At 68.9% G+C, this 16,741-nt stretch carries 10 protein-coding genes; 6 read left to right on the forward strand and 4 right to left on the reverse strand.

Annotated features, from left to right (window positions below; genetic code table 11):
• Nucleotides 1-188 precede the first annotated feature (188 nt).
• The 3 genes from ABFX45_RS38310 to ABFX45_RS38320 all read left to right on the forward strand — a co-directional run bounded on the left by ABFX45_RS38310 (nt 189) and on the right by ABFX45_RS38320 (nt 7,233).
• Nucleotides 189-1,598 carry a BNR repeat-containing protein gene (locus ABFX45_RS38310; RefSeq protein WP_109641299.1) on the forward strand — a complete coding sequence of 470 codons (1,410 nt, stop codon included), beginning with the start codon at nt 189-191 and terminating at the stop codon, nt 1,596-1,598.
• Between the two features lies 1 nt (nt 1,599).
• Nucleotides 1,600-4,440: an Ig-like domain-containing protein gene (locus ABFX45_RS38315; RefSeq protein WP_346135603.1), complete on the forward strand. Its 2,841-nt coding sequence runs from the start codon at nt 1,600-1,602 to the stop codon at nt 4,438-4,440.
• A gap of 117 nt (nt 4,441-4,557) precedes the next feature.
• Nucleotides 4,558-7,233, forward strand: a complete 2,676-nt coding sequence (locus tag ABFX45_RS38320; RefSeq protein ID WP_346135605.1) for a cellulose binding domain-containing protein — start codon at nt 4,558-4,560, stop codon at nt 7,231-7,233.
• Here ABFX45_RS38320 and ABFX45_RS38325 read toward each other — a convergent pair.
• Nucleotides 7,199-8,224 carry a LacI family DNA-binding transcriptional regulator gene (locus ABFX45_RS38325; RefSeq protein WP_346135607.1) on the reverse strand — a complete coding sequence of 342 codons (1,026 nt, stop codon included), beginning with the start codon at nt 8,222-8,224 and terminating at the stop codon, nt 7,199-7,201. The two genes, ABFX45_RS38320 and ABFX45_RS38325, sit on opposite strands and share 35 nt — an antisense overlap.
• Before the next feature lie 170 nt (nt 8,225-8,394).
• Between ABFX45_RS38325 and ABFX45_RS38330 the strand changes: the two genes are divergently transcribed.
• The 3 genes from ABFX45_RS38330 (at nt 8,395) to ABFX45_RS38340 (ending at nt 12,226) form a co-directional block, all read left to right on the forward strand.
• Entirely contained in the window at nt 8,395-9,087 is a 693-nt protein-coding gene (locus tag ABFX45_RS38330) for a glycoside hydrolase family 12 protein (RefSeq protein WP_346135609.1), read from the forward strand.
• 22 nt (nt 9,088-9,109) lie between these two features.
• Nucleotides 9,110-10,855 carry a rhamnogalacturonan lyase gene (locus tag ABFX45_RS38335; protein WP_346135611.1) on the forward strand — a complete coding sequence of 582 codons (1,746 nt, stop codon included), beginning with the start codon at nt 9,110-9,112 and terminating at the stop codon, nt 10,853-10,855.
• A 216-nt stretch (nt 10,856-11,071) separates the two neighbouring features.
• Nucleotides 11,072-12,226 (forward strand): right-handed parallel beta-helix repeat-containing protein, encoded by a 1,155-nt coding sequence (locus tag ABFX45_RS38340; RefSeq protein WP_346135612.1) that lies wholly within the window; start codon nt 11,072-11,074, stop codon nt 12,224-12,226.
• Here ABFX45_RS38340 and ABFX45_RS38345 read toward each other — a convergent pair.
• From ABFX45_RS38345 to ABFX45_RS38355, 3 genes are all read right to left on the reverse strand, one after another.
• The gene (locus ABFX45_RS38345) at nt 12,223-13,188 is read right to left on the reverse strand and encodes an acetylxylan esterase (RefSeq protein WP_346135614.1); all 966 of its coding nucleotides are present in this window, start codon (nt 13,186-13,188) and stop codon (nt 12,223-12,225) included. The two genes, ABFX45_RS38340 and ABFX45_RS38345, sit on opposite strands and share 4 nt — an antisense overlap.
• Before the next feature lie 109 nt (nt 13,189-13,297).
• Nucleotides 13,298-14,305, reverse strand: coding sequence for an SGNH/GDSL hydrolase family protein (locus ABFX45_RS38350; RefSeq protein WP_346135616.1), 1,008 nt, complete (start codon nt 14,303-14,305; stop codon nt 13,298-13,300).
• Nucleotides 14,302-16,551: a rhamnogalacturonan lyase gene (locus ABFX45_RS38355; RefSeq protein ID WP_211337561.1), complete on the reverse strand. Its 2,250-nt coding sequence runs from the start codon at nt 16,549-16,551 to the stop codon at nt 14,302-14,304. Before ABFX45_RS38355 ends, ABFX45_RS38350 begins: the two co-directional genes overlap by 4 nt.
• Between the last annotated feature and the right edge of the window lie 190 nt (nt 16,552-16,741).

Below are 16,741 nucleotides of genomic sequence, written 5' to 3' on the forward strand. Positions count from 1 at the left end.
AACACAAGTGAACAGTTCGGCGTCAGGTGCGACAAGGGGCCGCGAGGTCCACGCCGTTCACAGCAACGGGCGCTGTTATCGAACGACCAGACTCTTGCGTTCGATTTTGTTCGACATCACGCTGCCGATCATCGCGTTCAACGGCCGCCTGGACGTTCGCTGATCCCTCGACGAAGAGGACGTGGAAGATGAAACGCAGAACGGCGCCGGTCGTGCTGGCGGCCGCGGTGCTGCTGGCGTCGCTGGGCGCACCGGGCACGGCGGTGGCGGCGTCACCGAAGGTCAGTCTCGTCGGTGACACGCTGCTGGACGCGTCGGCGCTGTACTTCGTCTCGTACGACGGGGTGGTGAACAACAACTCGTTCCAGCAGGACGCGATCGTGACCTACCAGGGACGGCAGTACGCCACCTGGTACACGGCGAGCCGCAACGTCGTGGTCGCGCGCCGGAACGTGGGCAGCACGCGGTGGGAGTCCGTGGTCCTGCCGCACCAGCTCAGCGTGAACGACTCGCACAACGTGATCTCGCTGGGGATTTCCCCGCAGGACAACACGATCCACGTTGCGATGGACACGCACAACACCCGCTTGTTCTACCTGAAGTCCAAGCCCGGCCTCGCGATCGGCGCGCAGCAGTGGAACGCCGCCGCGTTCGGCGAGGTGCAGCGCACGCTCGGCGGCGTAGAGCTCGGCTCGATGACGTACCCGCAGTTCGTGGTGACGCCCGAGGGCAGGCTGCAGTTCAGCTACCGCACCGGCGGGTCCGGCAACGGCGTCAACGAGTTGGCGGAGTACTCCGGCGGGACGTGGCGCAAGCTCGGCCGCTGGTCGTCCGCGACGGGGTCCTACACCGGCCCGAACGGCGTCGTGTCGACCACGCGCAACATGTACCTGCACGGCCTGACGTATGACCGAAGTGGACGGTTGCACGCCGCTTTCACCTGGCGTGAGGGCAACACCGGGGTGCTGTGCAACTCAGGCGGGCTCACCAACCACGACACCGGCTACGTCTACAGCGACGACCGCGGCCGGACGTGGCGCAACGCCGCCGGAACCGTCGTGGGCACGACGGGCGGCACACCGGTGGCCGTCAACGCGCCGGGTCTCGTGGTCGACCCGCTCGACCCGAACCACGGGCTGATGAACCAGGAGAGCCAGGCGGTGGACGCCGACGGCCGCCCGCACGTGGTGATCAGCTACGTGCCCGGCAGGTTCACCCAGTGCGTGTCGAACTACGCGCAGCAGCGTGCCCAGTACGGCCGCACGTTCCACGTCTTTCGCGGCGCGGACGGGAAGTGGACGAAGAGGGAGGTCCCGGTCCCTCCCGGCCACACCCAGCGCACGAAGATCGTGTTCGACCGCGGTGACAACGCCTACCTGGTGATGCCGCGCGGCAAGATCGTGGCGGCGAGCAAGGCCAGCGGCTGGACCGACTGGACGACGTTGTTCGACCGGCCGTCGCTGCAGGCGTTCGGCGAGGTCAACGTCGACGCGTCCCGCGTGGTGTCGCAGGGGATCCTGTCGGTGCAGTACCAGCAGGTCTCGACCGGCACGACGCCGTCTCCGATCCGTGTTGCCGACTTCCGGCTGGGGGCCTGACATGGCAAGACTTCTGCTGGTTCTCGTCCTGGTGTTCGCCGGCCTCACCACGGGCACGGCGGCGGCGGATCCGTTGCCGCGGAACGGGGTGACGGTCCGGGTCGACCCGTCCTACCAGCAGCCGGAGTTCGAGGGCTGGGGGACGAGCCTCGTGTGGTTCGCCAACATCACCGGCGGCTACCCGGAGCCCATCCGCCGCAAGCTCGTGGACCTGCTGTTCGGCCAGGACGGCCTGCGCCTGAACATCGCGCGCTACAACATCGGCGGCGGCAACGCCCCGGACGTCCGCAAGGACTACATGAAGGTCGGCGCGACGATGGAGGGCTTCTGGAAAGCACCTCCCGGCACCACGCGCGCGGACATGGACTGGTGGCGGCCCGACAACCCCGACCACTGGAACTTCGCCGCGGACGCCAACCAGCGCTGGTGGGTCGACCAGATCAAGCGCAAGGTCACGAAGTGGGAGTCGTTCAGCAACTCGCCGCCGTGGTTCCAGACGGTCAGCGGCTACGTCTCCGGCGGCTTCGACGCGAACACCGACCAGATCCGCCGGGACCGCGTCGACGACTTCGCCACGTACCTGGCCCGTGTGACGCAGGAGCTGGAACGCGCGCACGGCATCAAGTTCGACACCCTCGCTCCGTTGAACGAGCCCAACACGAACTACTGGGGCACCCAGATCGGTCCTGACGGCCAGCCGACCGGCGGCCGGCAGGAGGGCGCGCACGCCGGACCCGAGCTGCAGCAGGAGGTTCTGCTCGCGACGCGACGCGCGCTCGACAAGCTGAAGTCGCCGGTCAAGGTGTCCGCGATGGACGAGACCAACCCCGGCACGTTCGTGCGCAACTGGAACGGTTACGGCCCGGCCCGCGAGGTGATCGACCAGCTCAACGTGCACACCTACGGCACCGGCCAGCGCACCAGCGCGCGCGACATCGCCAAGGGCGCCGGCGAGAAGCTGTGGATGAGCGAGGTCGAGGGCACCTGGGGCAACGGCACCACCGACTACACGGGCATGGAACCGGGCCTGGGCATGGCGACCAGGATGCTCGAGGACATCCGCGAGCTCGAACCGTCGGCATGGGTGTTCTGGCAGCCGATCGAGGACTCGATCCCGCAGCAGGCCGCAGGCAAGAACTGGGGCAGCGTGCACATCCCGTTCAACTGCAAGGCGACCGACACCCTGGAGTCCTGTCCGATCAGGACGAACTCCAAGTTCCACACCATCCGCAACTTCACCCACTTCGTCCGGCCCGGCGACAGGTTCGTCAAGACCGACGACCCGTCGACCGTCGCGGCCGTGAAGCGGTTCGGCCTGGGCGCCAACGTCGTGCACGTGAACAACGGCACGGCCGCCCGCGCGGTCACCCTCGACCTCTCCCGGTTCCGCGACGCTTCGGGGACCGTGACCCCGGTGGTGACGAGCGCGGACGGCGCTCTGGTGCGTGGCAAGCCCGTTCGGATCATCGACGGGTCGGCGACGCTCGCGGTGCCGGGGAAGTCGGTCACGACGTTCGTCGTGGACGGCGTGTCCGGGGTGGCCCGCGATGCCGCCCTGGTCCAGCCGGACCACGTGTACCGGCTGGCCATGGGCGGGAGGTCGCTGCAGCCGTCCGACGACTGGACTCAGGCCGTGGCCCGCACGACCGACGTCACGAGCGCGCGGCAGCTGTGGTCGGTGCGCAAGCTCGGCAACGGCAACGGGAACCGCGAGCGCTACGAGCTCGTCAACGCGGTGTCCGGCACCCGGCTCGCCGCTGCGGGTGACGCCGTCGTGCTGCAGTCGGCCGGCGGCACCGCGGCGCAGTGGATCATGTCCACGACCGGTGACGGCACCTGGACGTTCGTCAACGCGGCAACCGGCGCGTTGATCGACTCGACCGGCGAGACCGTGTCGGCGAAGACCCCGACGTCGGGCGCGAGCCAGCGCTGGACCGTGGCGGACGAAACGGTGCTGCGGACCCAGGACGCCACCGTGTTCACGGTTCCCGAGCTGCGGCCCGTGCTGCCGCACACCGTGACGCCGGTGTACCGCGACGGTGCGCGAGGCGCTCTGCCGGTGGTGTGGGACCTCCCGCCCGACTCGCGGTGGAACCAGCCCGGCACCGTCCGGGTGCGCGGCACGGCGACGGACGCGCTCGGGCGCAAGCTGCCCGCGCTGGCCGTGGTCACCGTCGACACGATCGCCTCGACGCTTCCCGCCCGCGCCAGGACGTACGTCGGCGGACGGCCGGATCTTCCCGCCACCGTCACGGGAATCGGCAGGCGAGGCGGCCGGGCCGAGCTCCCCGTCACATGGGACCCGGCGGTGTTCGACGAGCTCGGGACCGTGACGGTCACCGGCCGCGCCCAGGTCGTCGACGGCAGCACGGTCGCCGCGACGGCGGTCGTGGAGGTCACCGAACCCGTCGAGGTGAACGCGGCACCGGATCCGGCGGTGGCGGTCGCCGCGACCTACACCGAGTCCGGCTATTCCGCGGAACGCCTGCGCAACGGCGTCACCGACGAGAAGGCGTGGTCGAACTGGAGGTCCGGCACCAAGAACCCGGCCGACACGATCACCTTCACCTTCCCGAAGGCACGTGATCTCACCCGCGTCGCCGTGCACTCCTATCGCGACGGTGACGGCGGTATCGCCAAGAGCCTCAAGGTTCAGGTGCGCACGGCCGACGGCACATGGGCCGACGCGAGCGGCGAGGTCGAGGTCACCGGAGTGCGGACGGACGTCGCGCTGAACCCGTCACCACCGGCGACCGCGGTCCGGGTGGTCCTCACCGCACGACCGTCCGGATACCTCACCCTCGGTGAGATCGAGGTGCTGGCGAAGGCGCCGACTCCGTGAATTCCGCGGAATTCGACCTGGGAGACCGGTCGATTCGAGTCGAAGGCGAAAGTGCGCTTTGAACTGAGGAGTGCGCCGCCGCACACTTCGCGAAAATAGCCGAGAAGGGAATTCTCGATGCGGAGAGTCCTGGCAGGCGCACTGGCAGCGGTGACGACAGCCGCGCTCGTCGTGGTGGCGCACACGACGAGCGCGGGTCACTCCGCGGCCGCGGCGGAGACCTATTCGTGGGGGAACGTCGAGATAGCCGGCGGCGGCTTCGTGCCCGGCATCGTGTTCAACCAGAGTGAACCGAACCTGATCTACGCGCGCACCGACATCGGCGGCGCGTACCGGTGGAACCAGCAGACCAGCAGGTGGATTCCGCTGCTCGACCACGTCGGCCTCGACAACTGGGGCCTCAACGGCGTCGCGAGCCTCGCGACCGACGCCGTCGACCCGAACCGGGTGTACGTCGCCGCCGGCATGTACACCAACAGCTGGGATCCCAACAACGGCGCGATTCTGCGTTCCTCCGACCGCGGCAGCACGTGGCAGACCACGCCGCTTCCGTTCAAGGTCGGCGGCAACATGCCGGGCCGCGGGATGGGGGAGCGGCTCGCGATCGACCCGAACCGCAACAGCGTGCTGTACTTCGCCGCCCCGAGCGGCAACGGCCTGTGGCGCAGCACGGACTTCGGTGCCACGTGGGGCAAGGTCACGGCGTTCCCGAACCCCGGCAACTACGTCCAGGATCCCAGCGACCCCAACGGCTATCTCAACGACAACCAGGGCGTGCTGTGGGTGACGTTCGACCCGCGCACCGGATCCGCAGGCTCGGCGACGCAGACCATCTACGTGGGCGTGGCCGACAAGCAGAACAACGTCTACCGCAGCACGAACGGCGGTACGACGTGGGAACGCGTCGCCGGGCAGCCGACGGGTTTCCTGCCGCACAAGGGAGTTCTCCAGGGCGACACGCTCTACCTCGCGACGAGCGACACCGGCGGTCCCTACGACGGCGCCAAGGGTGACGTCTGGAAGCTCAACACCGCGACCGGCGCGTGGACGCAGATCAGTCCCGTGCCGTCGAGCAGCGCCGACAACACGTTCGGCTACAGCGGCCTGACCGTCGACCGCAAGAAGCCCGGCACGCTCATGGTCGCCACGCAGATCATGTGGTGGCCGGACGTGGTGTTCTTCCGCAGCACCGACTACGGCGCCACCTGGACGCGAGTCTGGGACTGGACGAGCTATCCCAACCGCAGCTTCCGCTACAAGATGGACATCAGCGCCTCGCCGTGGCTCGACCTCGGCGCGAACCCCGCCCCGCCGGAGACGTCACCGAAGCTCGGCTGGATGACCGAGTCGATGGAGATCGACCCGTTCAACTCCGACCGGATGATGTACGGCACCGGCGCCACGATCTACGGCACCACCGACCTCACCGCGTGGGACCGCGGCACCCAGTTCACGATCCGGCCGGTGGCCGCCGGGCTGGAGGAGACCGCGGTGCTCGACCTCATCAGCCCGCCGTCCGGGCCGCCGCTGGTCAGCGCCCTGGGCGACATCGGAGGGTTCCGGCACGACCGGCTGGACGCGGTGCCGGCCAGGATGTTCACCCAGCCCTACTTCACCTCCACCCGCAGCCTGGACTTCGCCGAGCTCACCCCCGCGACGATGGTGCGCGCCGGTGACTTCGACAAGACCAGCAGGCCCAACGACAACAGGGTGGCGTTCTCCACCGATGGGGGCGCGAACTGGTTCCAGGGCCAGGAACCGGGTGGTGTCACCGGCGGCGGCACCGTGGCGGCGGCGGCCGACGGCAGCAGGTTCGTCTGGAGCCCCGCCGGAACCGGCGTGCACCACGCGACCGGCTTCGGCAACTCGTGGTCGGCGTCGACCGGCATCCCGGCGGGCGCGGTCGTCGAATCGGACCGGGTGAACCCGATGAAGTTCTACGGGTTCGCCGCCGGGAAGTTCTACGTGAGCACCAACGGCGGCGCCTCGTTCACCGCGACGGCCGCGACCGGGCTGCCGGAGTCCGCGCGGTTCAAGGCGGTGGCGGGCCGCGAAGGCGACGTCTGGCTCACGGGCACGGGCGGGCTGTGGCGCTCGACGGACTCCGGCGCGACGTTCGCGAAGGTGCCCGGCGTGGCGGGCTCGCTCAACATCGGCTTCGGCAAGGCGGCCTCCGGGCGGACCTACCCCGCGCTGTACCTGATCGGCGAAACCGGTGGGGTCAAAGGCGTCTTCCGGTCCGACGACACGGGCGCGAGCTGGGTGCGGATCAACGACGACCGCCACCAGTACGGCAACATCGGGGACGCCATCACGGGCGACCCGCGGGTGTACGGCCGCGTCTACCTCGGCACCAACGGGCGCGGTGTCGTGCTCGGCGAGATGACCGGAACCCCGCCCACCACAACGACCACCACAACGACCACGACCACGACGACCACCACGACGACGACCACGGGCCCGCCACCGGGCACCGGCTGCGCGGTGAAGTACACCGTGGAGAACCAGTGGCCTGGTGGCTTCCAGGCCGCCGTCGTGATCACCAACACCGGCTCCGCGGCCGTCAGCGGATGGACGCTCAAGTGGTCGTTCGCCAACGGCCAGGTGATCAACCAGCTGTGGAACGGCAAGGTCACCCAGACCGGTGCCGCGGTGTCCGTGGCGGACCAGGGCTACAACAGGGAGATCAAACCGAACGCCACCACCGGCTTCGGGTTCACCGGGAGCTGGACGGGCACCAACGCGAAACCGGTGTCGTTCACGCTGAACGACCGGCCGTGCGCGGTGCCGTGATCGTGCTGCCCCGATCGGTCAGGTGAGGGCCGAGCAGCCGGACTTCGGCCGGCTGCTCGCCCGCCAGGCCGCGCATCAGCATCTCCACCGCGATCTTGCCCACGTCGTCGGCCGGGATCGCGATCGACGTGAGCGGCACCGGCTGGATGGCGGCGATGGCGTCCGGGCACAGCGCGATCACCGAGATGTCCTCCGGCACCCGCTTGTCTCGGCGCCGCAGCTCCAGCGCCACGTCCGTGAGCACGGCCTCGTTGTGCACGACCAGGGCCGTGACGCCGCGCTCGGGCAGCAGCAGATCGTCCAGGCACGCGTTGAGCGCGGTGTACGAGGGCGCGCACGGATGTACGTGAACGGCCACGCCGCGCTGCCGTGCGCGCTCGGTGACTCCGGTCAGGAACCGCGTCGCATAGCCGGTTTTGCGTTCGTAGACCGCCGGTGGGGAGCCGACGAGCCCGATCGAGCGGTGCCCGAGATCGGCCAGGTGCGACACGGCCCGCGCGCCGCTCGTGGCGAAGTCGAGGTCGACGCAGCCGAACCCGGCGGGATCGGCGGGAACACCGACCAGCACCACCGGGGCGTCCAGCTCGCGCAGCGCGGGGATGCGGGGGTCGCGTGCCTCGACGTCCATCACGATCACCGCGTCGGCCCGCGCGGACGCGACCACCCGGTGCACCTCGTCGGAGCCGGACTCCTTGGTCAGCAACAACACGTCGTAGTCGTGCTCACGGGCCGTGGTGACGATCGCCGACACGAACTGCATGATCACCGGGAGGTTGAGGTCCGTCCGCAGTGGAACGACGAGCGCGAGGACGTTCGTGCGGCTGCTCGCGAGTGCCCTGGCTCCGGCGTTGGGGTGGAAGCCCAGCTCGAGGATGCTGCTGCGCACCCGCTGCGACGTCTCGCTGGAGATCCGTCTCTTGCCGCTGAGCACGTAGGACACCGTGCTGACGGACACGCCGGCGTGCCTGGCGACGTCCTTGATGGTGATCAACCGGCCTCCCGCGCGAGTGCTTGTACACGCAACCTTAGCGGTGGGCGCGTCACGCCCGTGTACCGCCGTCGAATGCGGGGTCGAAAAATCAGATGCAGCGCATTCGATTTATTCGACGCTAATGTTTCCTCCGGGTGAAAAGTTTCAATTTCCCCGGGAAGGAAGGTTTCATGAACACGTTGACGCGGGCGCTGGTGACAGCGCTCGCCGCGACTCTCGCGTTCTCACTGGGCGCCCCGACCGCGGCGGCGGCGGTCTGGTCGTCCTCGGACCGGTGGGGCACCTGGAACAACGGTGGCTACATCGTGCGCAACAACATCTGGGGCAGTGGCCACGGTTCGCAGACGATCTCGGCGGATTCCTACAGCAAGTGGAATGTCTTCGCCAATCACCCGAACACCGGTGGGGTGAAGTCGTACCCGCACGCCGGAAAAGCGTTGAACAAGCGGCTCAGTGCGATCGGTTCGCTCAGGAGCAGCTTCAACGTGAGCGTGCCGGGTTCCGGTGCTTACGCCACCACCTATGACATCTGGGCGAACAACAACGCCTACGAGGTCATGGTGTGGATGAACAGGACAGGCCCGGTCGGTGCCATCGGATCGCGGCAGGGCACGTTCACCGTCGGCGGCCACACCTGGGACGTGTACCGCGGCTCCAACGGCCACAACGCGGTGTTCTCGTTGCTGCGCACGTCCAACACCTCGTCCGGCACGGTCGACCTCAAGGCCGTCATGAACTGGATCCGCGCGCGTGGCTGGTGGGGTGACGTCACGGTCGGCGAGGTCCAGTTCGGCTACGAGATCACGTCGTCGAGCGGTGGCAAGACCTTCAGGACCAACAGCTACTCGGTTTCGGGCGGGTGAGAACACGATGAGGCTGACAACGATGTCGGCACTGCTGGCGGCGGTTCTCGTCGCGAGCGGCGTGCCCGCGCTCGCAGGTGAACCGGCGATCTCCTCCGATCGCGGGCTCGTCAGCATCCGGTCGGTCCACGGCAACGGCAACTTCGTGTCGTGGCGGCTGCGCGGCTCCGACGCCGCTGATGTGGCGTTCAACGTCTACCGCGACGGCGTGAAGGTCAACCGCGCGCCGGTGACGACGGCGACGAGCTATCTCGACGCGGGTGCGCCCGCGAACGCGTCCTACTCGGTGCGTCAGGTGAGCGGAGGCGTGGAATCGGCGGCCACGCGATCTGTCGGCACGCTGGCGACGAGCCGGGACGTTCCCCTGCAGATCCCGGGCTCCGGCTACGTGGCGAACGACGCGTCGGTCGGCGACCTGGACGGCGACGGCGAGTGGGAGATCGTCCTCAAGTGGGATCCCGCCGACGCCAAGGACAACGCGCAGAAGGGCCGCACGGGCAACGTGTACCTGGACGCGTACAAGCTCAACGGCACCCGGCTGTGGCGCATCGACCTCGGCCGCAACATCCGCGCGGGCGCCCACTACACGCAGTTCCAGGTCTTCGACTACGACGGTGACGGCAAGGCCGAGATCGCCGTGAAGACCGCGGACGGCACCCGGTCCGGCACCGGGCAGGTGATCGGCAACGCGAACGCCGACCACCGCAACGCCGACGGCTACATCCTGACCGGGCCGGAGTTCCTCTCGGTGTTCCGCGGCACGGACGGCGCGGTGCTCGACACCGAGAACTACGTGCCACCACGCGGAAACGTCTCGTCGTGGGGTGACAGCTACGGCAACCGGGTCGACCGGTTCCTCGCGGGAACGGCCTATGTGGACGGTGCGCGGCCGAGCATCATCATGGCGCGCGGCTACTACACCCGTGCCGTGATCGCGGCGTGGGACTTCCGCAACGGGCAGCTCACCCACCGGTGGACGTTCGACTCGAACGCGCAGTCCAACCGCTCGGCCTGGGAGGGCAAGGGCAACCACCAGCTGTCCGTGGCCGACGTGGACGGCGACGGCCGCGACGAGATCATCTACGGCTCGATGGCGATCGACGACAACGGCCGCGGTCTGTGGCAGAACAACACCCACCACGGCGACGCGCTCCACGTCGGCGACTTCATCCCGTCCCGTCCCGGCCTGGAGGTCTTCAAGCCGTCGGAGTGGACGAACGAGGTCACGCACTGGATGGGCGACGCGCGGACCGGCCAGATCCTGTGGAGCGCGCCGTCGTGCGGCTGTGACAACGGCCGTGCGGTCGCCGCGGACATCTGGGCGGGCAACCCCGGTGCCGAGGCGTGGTCCGCGTCGGTCGGCGGGCTGCGCAGCGCCACCACGGGCGGCCAGGTCGCGGCGCGCAAGCCGGGTTCGATCAACTTCGTGATCTGGTGGGACGGTGACGCGCAGCGCGAGCTGCTGAACGGCACCACGATCGACAAGTACGGCCCCAACGGTGACACGCGACTGCTCACCGGATCGGGCGTGGCCTCCAACAACGGCACCAAGTCCACGCCGGCGTTGCAGGCGGACATCCTCGGCGACTGGCGCGAGGAGGTCATCTGGCGCACCTCCGACAGCAGGGCGCTGCGCATCTACTCGACCACCGAGCCGACGTCGATCCGGCGGTCGTCGCTGATGGAGGACCGGCAGTACCGGGAGGCCGTGGCCTGGCAGAACACCGCCTACAACCAGCCGCCGCACACGAGCTTCGCGACTCCCTGATTCCTTCGCGGGACAACTGAACACCGAGTCCGCGGACGGGTTCACCGTTCGCGGACTCGGTGTGCGTTCACAATGGTCGGCGAATTTATGTCCGTGAATTGCACGCTTTTCACCGTTGTGAATCTCTTGGCGCTTCATTGCGGTTCGGAAAGTGGGTGCGTTAGCTTGCTTGAGAGCGCTCCCAGAATTGCCCTTTCGCACCTGGGGAGAACCGTGATGAAAACGAAGTCCGTCGGCGTGGCCTTGGCCGTGGTCCTGGCGTTGCCGTTACCCGCGTCCGCCGCCGACAGCGTCCTGCACGTGTCGCCGTCCGGCCGTGACGGCGCGGCCGGCACGATCTCGGACCCGACCACGCTGACTGCGGCGATCTCCCGGATCGCGGCTGGCGGCACGATCCACCTGCGCGGCGGCACGTACAGCCTCGCCCAGACGGTGACCATTCCGCCGACCAACAACGGCACGGCGAGCGCCCGCAAGAAGCTGACGGCCTACCAGTCCGAGAAGCCGGTGCTGAACTTCTCGGCGCAGCCCGAGGACCCGGCCAACCGGGGCCTCGCGGTGAACGGGTCGTACTGGCACGTCCACGGCATCACCGTCGAACGCGCCGGCGACAACGGCATCTTCGTCGGCGGCAGCAACAACATCTTCGAACGCACCATCACCCGCTTCAACCGCGACACGGGCCTGCAGCTCTCGCGCATGGCGTCCAGCACGCCGAAGAGCCAGTGGCCGGCCAACAACCTGGTGCTGAGCGCGGAGTCGCACGACAACCGCGACTCCGACGGCGAGGACGCCGACGGGTTCGCCGCGAAGCTGACCGTCGGTTCCGGCAACGTCTTCCGGTACGCCGTGGCGCACAACAACATCGACGACGGCTGGGACCTCTACACCAAGTCCGACACGGGCGCGATCGGCACGGTGACCATCGAGGACTCGCTGGCGTACAAGAACGGCACGCTCAGCAACGGCGGCCAGGCCGGCAACGGCGACCGCAACGGCTTCAAGCTGGGCGGCGAGGACATCGCCGTGAACCACACGATCCGCCGCACGATCGCGTTCGACAACGGCAAGCACGGCTTCACCTACAACCGCAACCCCGGCGCGATGGCGGTGTCGAGCAACCTCAGCATCGACAACGACGAGCGCAACTTCTCGTTCGACGCGGGCAGTTCGGTGTTCCGCGGCAACACGTCCTGTCGCAGCAGCAAGGGCAGCAACGACAAGACCGTCGGCAACGCGGACAGCTCGAACCAGTTCTGGACGGGCGCCAACGGCTCGCGGTGTGCTGGCTACACGGGTGCCCTCGGCTGGTCGTTCGCCTCGGACGGCAAGCTGCGGGTGACCCTCGGCGGCAAGCCGGTGACGTTCTAGAGGTTCTCCCTCAGGTGGCGCAGTTGCGTCTCGACGTGGCTGGTGGGCGTGGTGTGCTTGCCGAACGGCGACACCGTGATCTCCTTGGGTGCGCGGACCTCGTGGTACGCCGCGTACACGGTGGACGGCGGGCACGTCTCGTCCATCAGCCCGACGCTGAAGAGGGTGTGAGCGCTGATCCGGCGGGCCAGCAGCGCGCAGTCCACGTACCGCAGCGTCTCGAGCGCGGCCGGCACGAGCGCGTCGTGCTGCGCGAGGAAGTCGCTGATCTCGGTGTACGGCGTGGTGGTGCCGATCCGCACCGCGCGGTGCAGGTCGCACAGGAACGGCACGTCCGAGTGGCACACCCGCACCCGGTCGCGGCGCAACGCCGCGGCGGCCAGGGCGAGCGCCCCGCCCTGGCTGCCACCGGTGACGGCGATGCGGCCGGGGTCGGCGCCGGGCAGTTCCGCCGCGACGTCCACCGCTCGCGCCGCGTCGAGGTAGAGCCGGGTGAAGTAGTAGTCGTCCGGGCTCGCGATGCCCCTGGTCATCACGCCGGGGTGCTCGGGACCCGTGCCCGCGCCCGCGTCGGCCGTGGCGCCGACCGACCACCGGCCGCCCTGCCCGCGGCTGTCCATCACGAACGTCGCGAAGCCCAGAGTCGGCAGCAGCGTGTGCTGCGCGGGCAGGCCGCGCCCGCCGCCGTAGCCGATGTACGTCACGACCACCGGCAGCGGGCCGTCGCCGGGCGGGCGCAGGTACCAGCCGCGGACGAGGTGGCCGTGCGCGCCGGAGAACTCCACGTCGTACACCGACAACGGCCGGTACAGCTCCGGCTCGTGCGGCGTGAGCACGACGGGGGTGGCCGCGGCCGTCGTCTCGGCGAGCCGGGTGGCCCACCACTCGTCGAGGTCGGCCGGCTCCGGGGTGGTGACGCGGTGCCGGAGCAGGTCTTCCTCAGGCATGTCGACGACGGGCACGCGGGCTCCTACAGGTGTGGCCCGGAACGGTGCCGGGCGGATTCACGGTCAGGCGGGTGCGAGGCGCCCTGCCCAGTGAATCACCCAGCCGGCGTTCCGGGCCACGCCACTAGATCTTGGCTGCGACGATCGGTGCCAGGCGGTCGGCGATCTTGCGGTGTCCCTGGTCGTTGGGGTGGACGTTGTCGGTCGTGTCGGTGGCCTCGTTGATCCAGCCCTCGGTGTTGACGAAGTGCACGTTGTGGTCGCCGCCGTCGTTGAGCGCTTTCACGGCGGCCTGGGTCTCGGGCAGGTACCGCTTGCGGAACGTGCCCATGGCGAAGATCGCCGCGGTCGGGTACTTCTCCCGCGCGCGTCGCAGCAGCGTGACGTAGGAGGAGCGGAACTGCTTCTTGGTGACGCTGTGCCCGACGTCGTTGGTGCCGAGGTTGATCACGACGGCGTTCGCGCGGTACCGGCCGAAGTTCCACGCGGGGGCGTTCAGCGCGAGGCCGGTGCGCACGAACCCTTCCCGCATGCTCAGGCAGCCGTCGGCAGCCGGGTGCAGGCACGCGCCGCCCACCGCGATCTGGGTGTGGCCCGTCTTCAGCTTCTCGCCGGTCAGCCAGCCGTACGCGGTCAGAGCCTGCTTCGAGGACTGCTGGCCGACGGTGATCGAGTCACCGACGAACTCGATGATCTTCGACGGCACGGTGGGTGCGAAGGTCCGTGCGCCGGTGTCGATCTCGATGCCCTGGTACACCGCGTCGCCCTTGTACGAACCCGCGATCGGGCGGTAGGAGACGCGGAGGGTGTGGTTGCCCGCGGCCAGCGGCGTCGGGGTGAGGTTCACCGTGCCGCTCACGTTCTTGTACGACACGTCAGGGCCGCCGTCGATGCTCACGAAGAAATCGATCGCGCGGCGCTGCTTGAGCTTCACCGTGCGTCCGGTGAAGCCGACGACGAGGTAGGCGCCGGCCCACTCGGAGACGTAGGCGCTCGACGAGCTCGTGTTCCAGCGGCCGAAGTACCTGACGTTCGGGTCGGTGGGTGTGCTCGTGACGGCGGCGGAGGCCGCCGGGGCCACGGCGACGGTGCTCGCGAGCACCACCGCCGTGACGAGAAGCTTCTTGATCATTTTCCGGCCAATCGGTGCGAGGGCAGGGGAACGCGCGACCAGTCGACGTCCGACGCGAGGTAGAAGCTCGGGTAGGACGGCTGGTTGTAAGTGGTCTGCTGGCGGGCGACCTCGACGCGGTACTGGCGGTCGTGCATGAGCGTGTACATCTTGTGGTTCGTCGGTTCCGTGCTGATGTAGAACCGCAACGCCGTGCTGTCCTGCGTGCGCACGACGAGCTCTTCTCGCCAGTCGCCGAACACGTCGGCGACGAGCGACGGATTTCCCTTGGTGCCGTTGTTGGTGCGGGTTCCGGTGGCGGTGAGCAGGGTGCCGCGCCGCCAGTCGTCGATCGTCGGCGTCACGTCCTGGGCGCCGTTGACGATCTGGGTCGTCAGGTCGCCGGCCCAGCGGATGCTCATGTTCGTGCCGGGAGAACGGTCCTCGAGCCGCCGGCCGTCCGCGCTCCAGATTCCCGCGGACTCGGAACCGTTCGGCATGGAGGCCCACGTCTCGATGCCGGGCACGTCGGGCCGGACGTCGCCGATCATGCCGCGGCCGGTGTCCCTGCCGGAGTACGCGCCGTAGATCGTCTTTCCGGTCCGGGCGTCGCGCATCGCGTAGCCGTACGGGGCGTACCGCCCTCCCTCGTGCACCATGTAGATCTCGAGGCCGGGGCGGCTCGGGTCGATGTCGGTGACATGCAGGGCGTCACCGTGACCGACCCGAGCCGTGTCTCCCGGGCGGACGCTGCCCGGTGGCAGCACGCCGGTGGAGCTGTAGAGAAGCGATCCGTCGTCGTCCAGCGTCGCGCCGCCGTAGACGATCTCCTGCCTGCCATCGCCGTCCACGTCCGCGACGCTCAGCGAGTGCGCGCCCTGAGTGGTCATCTTCGCGTGGCTCGGGTTCGAGCCGTCGCGGTCGTGCGGGGTGTCGAGGAAGGGGTTGGTCATCGGGACGTGGCCGCTGTCGACGAGCCAGCGCTTCTTCAGACGCCTGCCGTCCCAGTCGTAGGTCGCGACGGTGGACCGGGTGTAGTAGCCGCGGGCGAAGATCGCGGAAGGCCGTTTGCCGTCCAGATAGGCCACTCCGGACAGGAACCGGTCGACGCGGTTGCCCGGCTCGATGCGCGGCATCGCGTAGTCGCCCCACAGGAGACCGTCGTCGCCACGGCCCGGCTCGTAGCGGACCGTCTGCAGCTCCCGGCCGGTGCGGCCGTCGAACACGGTCAGATACTCCGGGCCGTCGACGATGAACCCGGCGAACTGGCGCAGCTTGTTGTTGGCACTGCGGGAAGGCGCGTACACGTCGATGAAGTGGTCGGCCAGCGCGGCGGCGTCCGGTTCGGACAACGGGTAGGTGTACCGCTTCTCGATGCCGAACGCCTGTTCCAGCGTCGCGGGCCAGCGGCCGGCGACCACCTCCCGGTGCGCGTGCCAGCCGCGGAACATGCCGATGACGTGCTTGCGGTACCCGTCGGGGCTGAGCCGGTAGTCGTCGCTGTGCGAGTAGCCGGCCCGGACGTCCTCGCGCGGCATCGTGATGAACCGCTCGCGGCCGTCACGGGTGCCGGGCGCGGTCTTCGTCATCAGCTCCGCGCGGCCGTCGCCGTCGAAGTCGTAGACGAGGAACTGGGTGTAGTGCGCGCCCGCCCGGATGTTCACGCCGAGGTCGATCCGGTGCAGCAGCGTGCCGTCGAGACGGTACGTGTCGAGGTACACCGGTCCGGTGTAGCCGACCTGTGAGACGTCCTTGGAGTTGCTCGGATCCCACTTGACGACGTACTCGTACCGCCCGTCGCCGTCCACGTCGCCGACGCTGACGTCGTTGGCGGAGTAGGTGTAGCGCTCGCCCGCGGGCGTCACGCCGTCGGCGGGCTTGCGCAGCGGCAGGTCGTGATGAGACGCCGTCCACGCGGTCACCGGTTTGCTGCGCCCCAGCGCGATGCCGCGACGCAGGGGAGCGACCTGGTACCGCGCACCCGGCATCGCTTCCGGGTCGACGAAGGTCGTGCTGTCGGTCACGGTGGCGATGCGCTTGCCGTTGCGGTACACCGCGAAGTCAGGCCCGGCGAGCCCGGTCGCGGTGGCGCCGGTGGCCTCCCGCCCGAGCAGGCGCCAGCTCAGGTGCACGCCACTGGACGTGGTCGCCGCGACGAGGCCGCGATCGAGGTGTTCGCCGGGCGAGGAACGCGCGGACGCGGGCAGCTGCCCGGCGAGGACGGCCGTGACCACCAGCGGGAGCAGAACGCTTCGTCGCAGATCCACGGCGGCAACGATGACCCGTCTCGGCACGTGACGCAAGGTGCAAATGTGTTGTGGCATAACGTGGAAAGCGTTTTCCGCCCCGAATCGTCGAATCGGGTGCGCCGTTCGACAGAACGCATGTCGAATGAATCGAACGACACCGCCGCTCTTGACGATGTGCTGTGAGCCGTGCCACGTTCACGGCATACAG

Source organism: Lentzea roselyniae (assembly GCF_039537795.1).
GTDB lineage: Bacteria > Actinomycetota > Actinomycetes > Mycobacteriales > Pseudonocardiaceae > Lentzea > Lentzea atacamensis.